At 62.9% G+C, this 13,289-nt stretch carries 11 protein-coding genes; 2 read left to right on the forward strand and 9 right to left on the reverse strand.

The features are described 5' to 3' along the window. Positions 1–265 precede the first annotated feature (265 nt). Together ACPW75_RS18720 and ACPW75_RS18725 are read left to right on the forward strand one after the other, a co-directional pair. A complete protein-coding gene (locus tag ACPW75_RS18720; protein WP_179101358.1) occupies positions 266–1,795 on the forward strand; it encodes an EAL domain-containing protein in 1,530 nt (509 codons plus the stop codon). A gap of 161 nt (positions 1,796–1,956) precedes the next feature. Continuing rightward, positions 1,957–3,054, forward strand: coding sequence for a calcium:proton antiporter (locus ACPW75_RS18725; protein ID WP_077095797.1), 1,098 nt, complete (start codon positions 1,957–1,959; stop codon positions 3,052–3,054). Between the two features lie 73 nt (positions 3,055–3,127). On the opposite strand, the gene hutH is transcribed toward ACPW75_RS18725, so the two are convergent. From hutH to ftsE, 9 genes are all read right to left on the reverse strand, one after another. After that, positions 3,128–4,660, reverse strand: coding sequence for a histidine ammonia-lyase (gene hutH, locus ACPW75_RS18730; RefSeq protein ID WP_077095798.1), 1,533 nt, complete (start codon positions 4,658–4,660; stop codon positions 3,128–3,130). A 4-nt stretch (positions 4,661–4,664) separates the two neighbouring features. Then, positions 4,665–6,374, reverse strand: coding sequence for a urocanate hydratase (gene hutU, locus ACPW75_RS18735; RefSeq protein WP_077095799.1), 1,710 nt, complete (start codon positions 6,372–6,374; stop codon positions 4,665–4,667). Positions 6,375–6,428: 54 nt separating this feature from the next. Further along, complete coding sequence (gene hutG, locus ACPW75_RS18740; RefSeq protein WP_077095800.1) at positions 6,429–7,385, reverse strand: formimidoylglutamase; 957 nt, start codon at positions 7,383–7,385, stop codon at positions 6,429–6,431. Continuing rightward, on the reverse strand, positions 7,378–8,613 hold the full coding sequence (gene hutI / locus ACPW75_RS18745; protein ID WP_179101359.1) for an imidazolonepropionase: 1,236 nt from the start codon (positions 8,611–8,613) through the stop codon (positions 7,378–7,380). Before hutI ends, hutG begins: the two co-directional genes overlap by 8 nt. A gap of 155 nt (positions 8,614–8,768) precedes the next feature. Continuing rightward, positions 8,769–9,473, reverse strand: a complete 705-nt coding sequence (gene hutC, locus ACPW75_RS18750) for a histidine utilization repressor (protein WP_011704352.1) — start codon at positions 9,471–9,473, stop codon at positions 8,769–8,771. Between the two features lie 11 nt (positions 9,474–9,484). Beyond that, positions 9,485–10,144 (reverse strand): carbonate dehydratase, encoded by a 660-nt coding sequence (can, locus tag ACPW75_RS18755; protein ID WP_005308055.1) that lies wholly within the window; start codon positions 10,142–10,144, stop codon positions 9,485–9,487. A gap of 200 nt (positions 10,145–10,344) precedes the next feature. Continuing rightward, the gene (gene rpoH, locus ACPW75_RS18760) at positions 10,345–11,199 is read right to left on the reverse strand and encodes an RNA polymerase sigma factor RpoH (protein ID WP_016349143.1); all 855 of its coding nucleotides are present in this window, start codon (positions 11,197–11,199) and stop codon (positions 10,345–10,347) included. A 452-nt stretch (positions 11,200–11,651) separates the two neighbouring features. Next, positions 11,652–12,605: a permease-like cell division protein FtsX gene (ftsX, locus tag ACPW75_RS18765; protein WP_011704350.1), complete on the reverse strand. Its 954-nt coding sequence runs from the start codon at positions 12,603–12,605 to the stop codon at positions 11,652–11,654. After that, positions 12,605–13,273: a cell division ATP-binding protein FtsE gene (gene ftsE, locus ACPW75_RS18770; RefSeq protein ID WP_011704349.1), complete on the reverse strand. Its 669-nt coding sequence runs from the start codon at positions 13,271–13,273 to the stop codon at positions 12,605–12,607. Before ftsE ends, ftsX begins: the two co-directional genes overlap by 1 nt. Positions 13,274–13,289: the final 16 nt, after the last annotated feature.

The following is a 13,289-nucleotide window of genomic DNA, read 5'->3' on the forward strand; positions in this document are numbered from 1 at the left end:
TGACAAAAAAACAGATACAGGAGTATTGAACACACGGTGAGTCAAACCGCACGGCTACTCTAGCCACTTCAGATAAGCTGGACAATTGTCATTTATGACAGGTCAGCGATTGAATCTTCAGCAACTCATTTTATAAAACCATTATTTATCAGCAGATTATAAATCTGCTGCACAAGTGTGATCGCCTCCGCTCAAATCGATGCAGCTAATGCACTATGATGATGCCTCTCATATGCATCCCATTCGTTCATCAGGCAGGTATCCCTTGCGACCCATCTCCCCCCTCTGGCTCACCTTGTTGCTGTTCTGCCTGCCCCTGCTGGCCAGCCTCCCCATCAGTCAGCTGCTCGGCGGCCCGTTGGCCCATCAGTTGCTGCAAGACAAGAAGATGGAGGTCGAGACCGCGCTGGCGGAACGCCACCGTCTGCTGGACAACAACATCCGCCATCAGCTGACCCGCTTCCAGTTTGATTGCGGACGTCAGGACATGGCCCTGCTGCGGGATCCCCGTTACTACAACAGCCACATCCGCATCCAGGGGATCCTGCTCGCCGCCGGTGGTGGCTGTTCCAGTCTGGGACTGGATCTGCCCTTCACCCCGGCCGAACTGCCGCCCTACGCCAATCAGGAGCAGTTCGGGATCGCCGCCACCCAGGCCCGCTTCCACACCGAGCAGGAGCTGGTCGCCTACTACCGCACCGGCGGCAACATCGTCTACTGGGTGCTGAACAACAGCTGGAGCCATGCCTTGTTACAGACCCCTTGCTCCAACTGCTTCTATCTGGAGTTCGGCCAGCAACAGCCAGGGGCATCAAGCCCGATCTTTCCCCGCGGCGACAGCAGCATCAAGCAGGAGGAGGGCAGCCAGAGCCTGAGCTTTTTCGACCCCAATCAGGAGATCAGGCAGACCCTGTGGGCAGGCCGAGCGCTCGAACACTACGCCCAGCAGCAGGCCCGTCACGATGGGCTCTGGCTCGGCGCCGCTGTGGGCACCCTGCTGGTCGCCGCCTACTGGGGGCTGCGCAACTATCGGCGCTCGCTCAAGGGGTTGCTGCAGGCCGGGCTGGCACGGCGCGAGTTCGTGCCCTTCTATCAACCCGTGATCGACAGTCGCAGCCAGCAGGTGGTGGGATTCGAGGCGCTGCTGCGCTGGCAGCGGGGCGGCGGCCTGATCCCGCCCGGCGCCTTCATCGACTATGCAGAGGAGCAGCAGCTGATCCTGCCGATGACCAGCCAGCTGCTGGAAAGAGTCATCGCGGATCTGCCAAGACTCGCCCCAGGTCAGTGGGTCAGCGTCAACATAGTGGCCGCCCACCTCGAGCACCCGCATTTGCGCAACCTGCTGTTGCAGCACGGCTGGCCCTCTCCCGCCCAGCTCACCTTCGAGCTGACCGAACGCAAGCCCATCACCGACATCAAGACGGCCGTCATCGAGATCACCGCATTGCAGCAGCAGGGCTACCACTTCAAGCTGGATGACTTCGGCACCGGTTATGGCGGCTTCGCCTACCTGCAGCGGCTCGGCATCCGCCAGATCAAGATCGACAAGATGTTCGTCGACACCATAGGCACCGACGACCTCAAACGCAGCGTGCTGGATGCCACCATCGCCTTCGGCCGCGAGTCGGGCATGGAGATGATCGCCGAAGGAGTGGAGCGCCAGGAGCAGGTCGACTATCTGCAAAAGCACGGCGTGCACCTGATCCAGGGCTATGTCTATGCCCCGCCCATGGCGCTGACCAAGCTGAAGATCTGGCTGCTGGCCTGGTATCAGAACCACACGGGCGAGCGGTAATCCACACTGCCGAGACCGGCTGCTCATATCTCGCAACAAAATGATTTTCCCTTGAGCGGACAACTCCCCTTATCATGAACAGGCGCGCCACCTCGTGTAGCGCCGCCACCCTGTTCCTTACCCGTCGGCTCACGCCGCCCTGATGATGAGAACCATTGCCTATGAAGTCATTTATCCGGCAAGAGATTGCCCTGCCCGTTGGCCTGCTCACCCTGCTCTTTTTCAAGACGCTCGGCAGCGACCTGCTGACAGAGGCCACTCCGCTCGGGATTTATCTTCCTGTCTCGGCGGTGCTGCTTGCCATCGTCACCTGGGCCATCTTCTCGGTGGTGCGCCACTCGGATGCCCTTGCCATCAAGCTTGGCGAGCCTTTTGGCACCCTGATCCTCACCCTGTCGGTCATCTCGCTGGAAGTGGTGATGATCTCCTCGGTCATGCTGACCGGAGAACCCAATCCGGTGATGGCCCGCGACACCATGTTTGCCGTGGTGATGCTGGTGACCAACGGCCTGGTGGGCTTCACCCTGCTGTTCGGCGGCTGGCGCTACCACACCCAGAGCTTCAATCTGGACGGGGTCAAATCCTATCTGGTGGCCATCATTCCGCTGGCATTGCTCTGCCTGGTGCTGCCCAACTTCACCGAAGGGGGCAACATCGGCAGCATGTCGAGCGCCATGTCCTGGATGCTCATCATTATCTCGGTGCTGCTCTACGGCGTCTTCCTGCTGATCCAGACCCGCAGCCACAGCCACTTCTTCATCGACAGCGACCACGAAGATTACGAAGAGCACCACGGCCCGCTGCAGAGCAACGTCTACCACACCCTGTTGCTGCTCGCCTATCTGGTGGTGGTGATCCTGCTGGCCAAGACCCTCGCCATTCCCATCAACCACGGGGTCAAGGTGCTGGCGGCGCCGCCGGCGCTAGGCGGCTTCATCGTCGCCTGTATCGTGCTGGCCCCCGAGGCGGTCGGCGCCATCAAGGCCGCCTTCAACAATCAGCTGCAGCGGGCCATGAACCTCTACTTCGGCTCAGTGCTGGCCACCATCGCCCTCACCGTGCCTGCGGTGTTGTTCATCGGCTCCATGCTGGGGCAAGAGGTGCGCCTGGGCCTCTCCGCCGCCGACATGGTGCTACTGTTCACCACCCTCATGGTGTGCAAGGTGACCTTTAGCAGCGGCCGCACCAATGTGCTGCACGGCGCCACTCACCTGGTGCTGTTCGTGGTGTACCTGTTCCTGATGTTCGAACACGAATAACCGCGTTCAACCAACGTCAGAAATGCAAAGACCGCCCGATTGGGCGGTCTTTTGTTATGGGCGGGAGGGCCGCTCAGAGGCTCGGCAACACGCCGGCCGGGAGCAGGTCGTTGTAGCTGGCGCGGCCCAGCAGGGCGGCGGCGGCCTCGATGTCCGGCGCGAAGTACCTGTCCTTGTCGTAGAAGCTGACCTCTTCCCGCAGCCGGCCCTTGGCCAGCTCGATGAGCTCGGTGCTGCGCAGGGGAGCACGAAAATCCAGCCCTTGCGCTGCCGCCAGCAGTTCCACCGCCAGAATGCCGCGGGTGTTCTCGGCCATGTCCGCCAGTCGACGGCCAGCGAAGGTGGCCATGGAGACATGATCCTCCTGGTTGGCAGACGTCGGCAGGCTGTCCACCGAGGCCGGATGGGCCAGCGTCTTGTTCTCGGAGGCGAGCGCCGCCGAGGTGACCTGGGCGATCATGAAACCGGAGTTGACGCCGCCGTTGTTGACCAGGAAGGCCGGCAGACCGGACATCCGCGAGTCGATCAGCAGCGCCATGCGCCGCTCGGACAGCGACCCTATCTCGGCGATGGCCAGCGCCAGGTTGTCGGCGGCGAAGGCCACGGGTTCTGCGTGGAAGTTGCCGCCGGAGAGGATGTCTTCATCCTCGGCAAACACCAGCGGGTTGTCGGAGACCGCGTTGGCCTCGCACACCAGCACCTCGGCTGCCTGGCGGATCTGGGTCAGGCAGGCGCCCATCACCTGCGGCTGGCAGCGCAGGGAGTAGGGATCCTGCACCTTCTCGCAGTTGTGATGGGACATGCCGATCTCGCTGCCATCCACCAGCAGGTGGCGGTAGCAGGCGGCCGCGTCGATCTGGCCACGCTGACCGCGCACCGCATGGATGCGGGCATCGAACGGGCGGCGGCTGCCAAGGGCCGCCTCCACGCTCATGGCGCCGATGGTGATGGCACCGGTGTAGAGATCCTCGGCGTGGAACAAGCCTTCCAGCGCGAAGGCGGTGCTCGCCTGGGTGCCGTTGAGCAGGGCCAGCCCCTCTTTCGGTGCCAGCGCGATGGGCTCCAGCCCGGCAATCTTCAGGGCCGTGGCGGCGTCCATCAGCTCGCCAGCGTGGCGGGCCTTGCCCTCCCCGATCAGCAGACAGCTCATGTGGGCCAGCGGCGCCAGATCGCCGGAGGCGCCGACGGAACCCTTCTTCGGCACCACAGGATAGACTTCGGCGTTGATGAGCCGCATCAGGGCCTCCAGCACCACCTGCCGGATGCCGGAGAAGCCGCGCGCCAGCGAGTTGAGCTTGAGCACCATCATCAGCCGTACGGTGGCATCATCCATGTACTCGCCAATCCCTGCCGCATGAGAGAGCACGATGGAGCGCTGCAACTCGTCCAGCTGCTCCACCGGAATGCGGGTGTTGGCCAGCAAGCCAAAGCCGGTGTTGATGCCGTACACCACCCGGTTTTGCTCGATCACCTTGGTGACCACGGCGGCGGAGGCGTGGATCCCCGCCAGGGCGGCGGGATCCAGTGAAACGTGTACCGGCTCGCGGCTGACGCGGCGCAGGGTGGCAAGATCCAGCTCGCCCGGGGTAATAGTCAATTCAAACATGGTGTTACACCTTTCCTTTGACACCGTTGGCGCCGTCAATCATCGGCAGATCCAGTTTCGCCTCGTGGGCGCAGTTGATGGCAATCTCGTAGCCGGCGTCGGCGTGACGCATCACCCCGGTGGCCGGGTCGTTGCGCAGCACCCGACCGACCCGCTTGGCGGCGTCATCGGAGCCGTCGCAGACGATCACCACGCCGGAGTGCTGGGAGAAGCCCATGCCGACCCCGCCACCGTGGTGCAGAGAGACCCAGGTCGCGCCGCCGGCCGTGTTGAGCAGGGCGTTGAGCAGCGGCCAGTCGGAGACGGCATCGGAGCCATCCATCATCGACTCGGTCTCGCGGTTCGGGCTCGCCACCGAGCCGGAATCCAGGTGATCGCGGCCGATGACGACGGGGGCTTTCAGCTCGCCATTCTTGACCATCTCGTTGAAGGCCAGGCCGAGGCGTACCCGATCCTTGACCCCGACCCAGCAGATCCGCGCCGGCAGGCCCTGGAAGGCGATGCGCTCGCGAGCCATGTCGAGCCAGTTGTGTAGGTGAGGATCATCGGGGATCAGCTCCTTCACCTTCTGGTCGGTCTTGTAGATATCTTCCGGATCGCCAGAGAGCGCCACCCAGCGGAACGGGCCAATGCCCTCGCAGAACAGCGGGCGAATGTAGGCCGGGACGAAGCCGGGGAAGTCGAAGGCGTTTTTCACCCCCTCTTCCAGCGCCATCTGGCGGATGTTGTTGCCGTAATCCAGGGTGGCCGCACCGCGGCTTTGCAGGGTCAGCATGGCTTCCACCTGACGGGCCATGGAGTGGCGGGCGGCGAGGTTCACCTCCTGGGGCGCGGATTTTTGCAGCGCGCGCCACTGGGCCACGCTCCAGCCTTGCGGCAGGTAGCCGTGCACCGGGTCGTGGGCGGAGGTCTGGTCGGTCACCACGTCCGGGGTGATGCCACGGGCCACCAGTTCGGCGAACACGTCGGCAGCGTTGCCGAGCAGGCCGACGGAGACGGCGCTGCCGCTCTGCTTGGCCTCTTCGATCATGGCCAGCGCCTCATCCAGGCTGTGGGCCTTCTTGTCCACGTAGCGGGTACGCAGACGAAAATCGATGCGGGTCTCGTCGCACTCCACCGCGATCATCGAGAAGCCGGCCATGGTGGCGGCCAGCGGCTGGGCGCCGCCCATGCCACCGAGCCCGCCGGTCAGGATCCAGCGCCCCTTGGGTTCGCCGTTGAAGTGCTGGTTGGCCACCGCGAAGAAGGTCTCGTAGGTGCCCTGCACGATCCCCTGAGTGCCTATGTAGATCCAGGAGCCGGCGGTCATCTGGCCGTACATCATCAGGCCCTTCTTATCGAGCTCGTTGAAGTGCTCCCAGTTGGCCCAGTGCGGCACCAGGTTGGAGTTGGCGATCAGCACCCGTGGCGCGTCCTTGTGGGTCTGGAACACCCCGACCGGCTTGCCGGACTGCACCAGCAAAGTCTCGTTTTCCTCGAGCCGAGTCAGCACCTCGACGATCTTGTCGAAGCAGGCCCAGTTGCGGGCGGCGCGGCCGATGCCGCCATACACCACCAGCGACTGGGGATGCTCGGCCACCTCGGGATCCAGGTTGTTCATAAGCATCCGCAGCGGCGCTTCGGTGAGCCAGCTCTTGGCGGTCAGCGTGGTGCCGCGCGGGGCGCGGATCACGCGATTGGGATCGTGACGGGGATCCTGGTGTTGCTGGGACATATACACTCCTTGTTTATCGATGCAGCAGGGTGGCGGCCGGCCGGTGGCAGGCCGCTACTTGGTTAACTGATGGACCAGCCGGGCGGCCACGCGGGCACTGCGGTTGTCCTGATCCAGACTCGGGTTGTACTCGGCCAGATCGGCGAGCCTGAGCTTGCCGCTGGCCCGGATATGGGCGATCAGGGGTTCGATGACCGCCAGCTCCACGCCGCGGGCGGCGGGGGCGCTCACTCCCGGCATCACGGCCGCCGGCAGCACGTCGAGATCGATGGTCAGATAAAGGTGATCGCAGCGGGCGATAAAGGCATCCAGCCCGCTGAGCAAGGCCGGCAGCTCGGCCGGCGTCATCGCCTCGTCCAGCACGTGCCACACCCCCAGCGCCTCGGCGCGGGCGAACAGCGCCTGGGTATTGGCGGTCTCGGCCACCCCGAGGCAGGCGTAGGTAAAGGGCGTGCCCTGGGCGGCGCACTGCGCGGCAATCTGGAAGAAGGGAGTACCTGAGCTAGCCTGCTCCAGCTTCATGCGCAGGTCGAAGTGGGCATCGAAGTTGATGATGCCGACCCGGCCACGGCCAGCGTTCTGTTGCAGAAGGTGGCGGTTGAGGCCGCTCCAGCTGCCGAAGGCCACCTCGTGGCCACCACCCAATACCAGCGGGAAGTGCCCCTCGTCCAGCAAGCGAGCCACCCGTTCGGCCAGGCGGCCGTGGGCGGCATCGAGATCGCCATCCTCGCAGTTCACGTCACCGCTGTCATAGACGGGCCGACCCAGATGCCAGGCGCTGTTGGCCAGCAGCTTGCGCACCGCCAGCGGCGCACCAGCGGCCCCTACCCGCCCCTTGTTGCGGCGCACCCCCTCGTCACAGGCAAAGCCCACCAGGGCAACGCCCGGGGCGGCGTGGCCTGCTTGCGGCCAGGGTTGTACCTTGTCGTGCCAGCGCAGAGCCAGCTCGCCATCTTCCGGATCCTGACGCCCCTGCCAGACCGACATGTCGACCGGGTTGAACTTATCCATGGAGGGTCTCCTCGCCGTTGACTACCCGGCTCACCAGCTGATCGACGCCGATGAGGTAGCTGAGCTCGGCCGGATGGCCGCAGTTCCAGACCAGAAAGTCCGCCAGCATGCCGACCCTGAGCTGCCCCAGCTGCTCCTGCTCGCCAAGCGCCCGGGCGGCGTGGCGGGTCACCCCGGCCATGGCCTCCACCGGGGTCAGGCCGAACAGGGTGCAAGCCATGTTCATGGCCATCCGCAGCGACACAATCGGGGCCGTACCCGGGTTGATGTCGGAGGAGACCGCCATCGGCACCCCCGCCTTGCGCAGCGCGGCGACCGGCGGCAGCTTGGTCTCCTTGAGGAAGTAGAAGGCGGTGGGCAGCAGGGTGGCGACCACGCCGCGGTGGGCCAGCGCCTGGATCCCTTCCGGATCCAGGTACTCCAGGTGATCCACCGAGAGGGCGCCGAAGTTGGCGGCCAGCGTGCTGCCACCCAGGTTGGAGAGCTGATCCATGTGCCCTTTCACCGCCAGACCGTATTGATCCGCCGCCAGATAGACCTGCTCGGTCTGGGCCAGCGAGAAGCCGATGTGTTCACAGAAGACGTCCACCGCATCGGCCAGGCCCGCCTCGGCGGCGGCCGGGATGATCTCCTGACAGATGGTCTCGACCCAGGAGTCGGGATCGTCGCGATACTCCGGCGGCACCGCATGAGCCGCCAGCAGGGTGGTCTTGACCCGGATCGGCAGCGCCTCCCCCAGTCGGCGGGCGACTCGCAGCATCTTGAGCTCGTCTTCCAGAGTGAGGCCGTAACCGGACTTGATCTCCACCGTGGTGACCCCTTCCCGGATCAGGGATTTCACCCTCGGCAGCGCCAGCTCAAACAGCTGTTCCTCGCTGGCCGCGCGGGTGGCGCGCACCGTGCTGATGATGCCGCCGCCCTTGCGGGCGATCTCCGCATAGGGCACCCCTTTCTGGCGCAGTTCGAACTCTTCGGCACGGCTGCCGGCGAAGATGAGGTGGGTGTGGCAATCGATGAGGCCGGGGGTGACCAGCTTGCCCTTCATCTCCTGCCAATGGGCGGGATAGGGGCCCTTGAGATCCTGCATCGGCACCAGGGCGTGGATCCGCCCCTCGTGAACGCCGAGGGCATGGGGCTCCAGCAGACCGTAGTCGACCAGATCGGAGCGCAGGGTGGCGGGTGTCACGTTGAGCCAGACCCGCTCGCAGTTCAACAGTTCCTTGTTCATACCGACCTCTAAATGTATATACATTAACTTATATCCGATCTCTGACGGGAAAGAAAGGATCAAGTTCACATCTTGATAACAGCGTGTTCATTAGAGCTTAAACACAAAAAAGCCCGCCAGAGGCGGGCTTTGTCAAAAACAACATGTATATACAATTAACTGAGGCTGGTCTTGGAGCTCAACTTGTAACGGGAGCCAGGCGACAGCAAACGGGCATAGGAGACCAGATAACCGTCGGACCAGGTACGCCGATGCAGCAGCAGGCAGGGGGTGTCGACCCGCACCTGCAACAAGCCGGCCTCGCCAGCGCTCGGCAGCACCGCCTCCACCACGTGCTCCATCTCGGAGAGGGGGCAGACCTCCATCAGATAACGGTTGGGGGTCTGGCTGGCAAAGTCCTGCTCGCCGTACTGTGGCAGCCGTTCGGCATCGACGAAGCGCTCTTCCAGTTGCAGCGGCTCGCCATCGGCCTGATGCACGATGAGACTGTGGAAGATGGGGGCGCCGACTCGCAGGCCCAGCTGCACCGCCACTTTCTCGTCGGCGGCCTGGCGCTGCAGCCGGATCACCCGGCCGCTGTACTCGCTGCCCCGCTCGGCGATCTCGTCGGCGATGTTGCGAATGGCCAGCAGCGGCGATTCGGTGCGCCTGTCCGCCACGAAGCTGCCGGAGCCGGCGGTGCGCACCAGCCAGCCCTCGGCCACCAGTTCGCGCAGCGCCTTGTTGACCGTCATCCGGCTCACGGCGAACTGCTCGCACAGGGCAGCCTCGGTCGGGATCCGGTCACCCGCCTGATAATGGCGTTCACGGATCCCGTCCAGGATGTGCTGCTTGATCTGCAGATAGAGGGCCGGTGCCAACGGAATGCTCCTCAGCGACGGCGGTGGGGCGGACGCATGTCCGGCCAGGCACGATAGACGTCCGGGATCTGCTCGGGCCCGCTGATGCAGAGATCGAGATCGTGCAGCAGACCGTCCTTGATGCCGTAGATCCAGCCGTGTACCGCCAGCTCCTGCCCCTTGCGCCAGGCGTTCTGGATGATGGTGGTGTGGCAGACGTTGGCCACCTGCTCGGCCACGTTCAGCTCGCACAGATAGTCGAAGCGCTCGTGCTCATCCTCGATGGCATCCAGCTGCTCGCGATACTTGAAGTAGACATCCTTGATGTTGCGCAGCCAGTTGTCGATGAGCCCCAGCTCCTGGTTCTGCATCGCCGCCTTGACGCCGCCACAACCGTAGTGGCCGCAGACGATGATGTGCTTCACCTTGAGCACCTCGACCGCGTATTGCAGCACCGAGAGGCAGTTGAAGTCGGTGTGTACCACCAGGTTGGCGACGTTGCGGTGGACGAACACGTCCCCCGGCAGCAACCCCATCAGCTGGTTGGCGGGTACCCGGCTGTCGGAGCAGCCGATCCAGAGGTATTCGGGGGCCTGCTGGGCGGAGAGGGTAGCAAAGAATTCGGGATCCTCGGCCTTGATCCGTTCCGCCCACTCGCGGTTGTTGGTAAACAAGTCGTTCAAGAGTTTCACTATCTGCTCTCCCTACTGTGGCAGTGGCGGCAACATACCATACACAAGGGTAACCAAGGCAAGGCCGACCAGATCCCCGCCAAACAAAAACAGGGCCATCAGGCCCTGTTTTTATGGGAGGAAGCATCAGGCTTCCATGGCATCTTTCAGCTTCTTGAGAGTATTTTTCTCAAGTTGACGAACCCGCTCGGCGCACAGGCTTATGCTTCCATCGCATCCTTCAGCTTCTTGAGGGCGTTTTTCTCAAGCTGACGCACCCGCTCGGCGGAGACGCCGTAGGTATCGGCCAGCTCCTGCAGGGTGGTCTTGCTGTCATCGTCGAGCCAGCGGGCACGGATGATGTGCTGGCTGCGCTCGTCCAGCGTAGCCAGGGCCGAGCTCAGGCGACGGGTCGCGTGATCGTCCCAGTTGTCGTTCTCGATGGTCGCGGCCAGATCGGAGGATTTGTCCTCCAGATAGTGGACCGGTGCGAAACCGCCCTCTTCTTCGTCATCGCCGACCAGATCGAACGCCTGGTCGTAGTTGCTCATGCGCGCTTCCATCTCGGTGACGTCGGCGGCGGAGACGCCGAGGTCGGCAGCCACGGCCTGCACCTCTTCGTGGTTCAGCCAGCCCAGACGTTTCTTGGATTTGCGCAGATTGAAGAACAGCTTGCGCTGGGCCTTGGTGGTCGCCACCTTGACCATGCGCCAGTTGCGCAGAACGTATTCGTGAATTTCGGCCTTGATCCAGTGCACGGCAAAGGAGACCAGGCGCACGCCGACACTCGGGTCGAAGCGCTTGACCGCCTTCATCAGGCCGATGTTGCCTTCCTGCACCAGGTCGGCCTGGGGCAGACCGTAGCCGGCATAACTCTTGGCGACATGAACGACAAAGCGCAGGTGCGACATAACGAGCTGACGGGCAGCCTCGAGATCGCCACCCTGCTGCAAACGCTCAGCCAGTTCACGCTCTTCCTCTGCGCTCAGCACCGGAATCGAGTTTACTGCCTGGATATAGCCTTCCAGACTACCTTGCGGAATCAGAGCCATAGTGCGCTGCAATGAAGTTCCCATGTTCTACCTCTTACTTTTCAATCGAATCAGTCTAACACCCTGAGAGGGCCTGTCTACTGACCGGACGCCATTCTGCGGCCTGCATCAAACATGCTGAACATGTTTGAACCGGGGTTATCTTAGGCCGGCAGGATGAATCATGAATGAACAGTCAAAAAAAGGGGGTCACAATAAAGGACCCCCGAAAAGTAGCATGCTAAGTCCATTGTTGCGGAGCTCGCAACCTTCACATGCTTGCCAAGTCAGACGAGCAAGGCATAGGGGCCACACCCGTATAAATTCTTCAGCATTTGTAGACTGCTTATAAATCAGAAGGTTCACAGGATCCAGAGAAGATCCCGAAGATCGGCAATGTTCAGATTACTCCCAGAACGGCGGCCGTGCCAGAAACGGCCACTCTTTTACTTGATCCAGGTCGCAAAATCCAGCGCTTTAAAACGCTGATAAATTAATCAGGACGGTTCGATGTCGCGAATGTGACGATGGACCGAAAACCAGGAGGCGATCAGCCCCAGCAAGGCGCCCAGCAGGATCAGGTTGATTCCGTCCACCGCCCCCATCCCCACCAGCCGGAAGTTGCTGTTGTAGAGACCGGCCAGCTCCTTCACCACCCCTTCGCTCCAGATCACCATCACCTCGGTCAACCACCAGGCCAGCATGCCGCCGATGACCCCGAACCAGATGCCGGTATAAAGGAAGGGGCGATGGATGAAGGCATCAGTCGCCCCCACCAGCTTGAGCACTTCGATCTCGGAACGCTGGTTGAGAATATTCAGCCTGAGCGTGTTGCCGACGATCAGCAATACCGCGGAGAGCAGCAGCACCGCAATGCCGGTGATGGTGTGGCGCAGCAGGTTCATGATTCCCTGCAGCCGGGTCAACCACTGCAGATCCAGCTTGCCCTGTTCCACCCCGTCTTCGTTGTTGAGCTTGTTGAGCAGCTCGGCCGCCCCTTCCGGGTTCTGCCAGCGCGGATCCGGGATCACGCTCAGCACCGGCGGCAGCGGGTTGCTGTCGAGGTAGTCGAGCGCATCGCCAAACCCGGAGATCTCGCGAAACTCCTTGAGCGCCTCATCCCGGCTCATGTAGGTGACCGACTCTACCTCCGGGTAGAGCAGGATCCGCTGTTTCATGTCGAGGATGTTCTGCTCGGGCAGATCCTTGCGCAGATAGAGGGAGATCTGGGAGCTGGTCTGCCAGCTGCCCTCTACCACCTCGGCGTTTTTCAGCAGCACGTGGAAGCAGGAGGGCAACGCCAGGCTGACCCCCAGCACCGCCAGCGTCATCAGCGAGGCGAGCGGGTTGCGCCACAGCTCCCCCAGGCTGGAAAAAGCCTGCCGGGCGTGGTCGACCCAGTACATCATGAAGCGCCGTAGCGGTGGCTGTTTATGACGAACGATAGCCATCAGAGCTCCTCCCCTGCCGAATACATGCGACCCGCCTTGAGGGTCAGGGTGCGATAACGCATGCGGGCGATCAGCCCCAGATCGTGGGTGGCAATCAGCACGGAGACGCCGAAGCGGTTGAACTCCTCGAACAGTCGCATGATGTCCATGGAGAGCTGGGGATCCAGGTTGCCGGTCGGCTCATCCGCCAGCAGCAGCGGCGGCTTGTTGACGATGGCGCGGGCGATGCCGACCCGCTGCTGTTCACCGCCGGAGAGCATGCGCGGCTGGTAGCGTTCCTTGCCGAGCAGCCCCACCTTGTCGAGCGCCGCCGCCACCCGTTTGTTGATGTCCGCATGGCTGTAGCCGTCGATCACCAGCGGCAACGCCACGTTGTCGAACACGGTGCGGTCCATCAGCAGCCGGTGATCCTGGAAGATCATGCCGATCTGGCGGCGCACGTAGGGGATCTCCCCCCGCTTGATATGGCTGACGTCGTCGCCATGAAAGAAAACACGGCCGTCGGTGGGCCGTTCCATCACGCTGATGAGCTTGAGGAGGGTACTCTTGCCTGCACCCGAGTGCCCGGTCAGGAAGGCCATCTCCCCCTTGCGCAGGTGAAAACTGACCTTCTGCAGCGCCTGATGGCCGCCGCTGTAGACCTTGCTGACCTTGTCAAAACGGATCATAACGGTTCCCTGACAG

This window comes from Aeromonas sp. FL131 (assembly GCF_049860615.1).
In the GTDB taxonomy this organism is placed as follows: domain Bacteria; phylum Pseudomonadota; class Gammaproteobacteria; order Enterobacterales; family Aeromonadaceae; genus Aeromonas; species Aeromonas hydrophila.

Coding starts and splice junctions, on each gene's coding strand:
- hutH (WP_077095798.1), bottom strand. CDS start 4,660: ATGTTTGAATTGACTATTACCCCGGGCGAGCTGGATCTTGCCACCCTG.
- ACPW75_RS18725 (WP_077095797.1), top strand. CDS start 1,957: ATGAAGTCATTTATCCGGCAAGAGATTGCCCTGCCCGTTGGCCTGCTC.
- hutU (WP_077095799.1), bottom strand. CDS start 6,374: ATGTCCCAGCAACACCAGGATCCCCGTCACGATCCCAATCGCGTGATC.
- hutI (WP_179101359.1), bottom strand. CDS start 8,613: ATGAACAAGGAACTGTTGAACTGCGAGCGGGTCTGGCTCAACGTGACA.
- rpoH (WP_016349143.1), bottom strand. CDS start 11,199: ATGGGAACTTCATTGCAGCGCACTATGGCTCTGATTCCGCAAGGTAGT.
- ftsE (WP_011704349.1), bottom strand. CDS start 13,273: ATGATCCGTTTTGACAAGGTCAGCAAGGTCTACAGCGGCGGCCATCAG.
- hutG (WP_077095800.1), bottom strand. CDS start 7,385: ATGGATAAGTTCAACCCGGTCGACATGTCGGTCTGGCAGGGGCGTCAG.
- ftsX (WP_011704350.1), bottom strand. CDS start 12,605: ATGGCTATCGTTCGTCATAAACAGCCACCGCTACGGCGCTTCATGATG.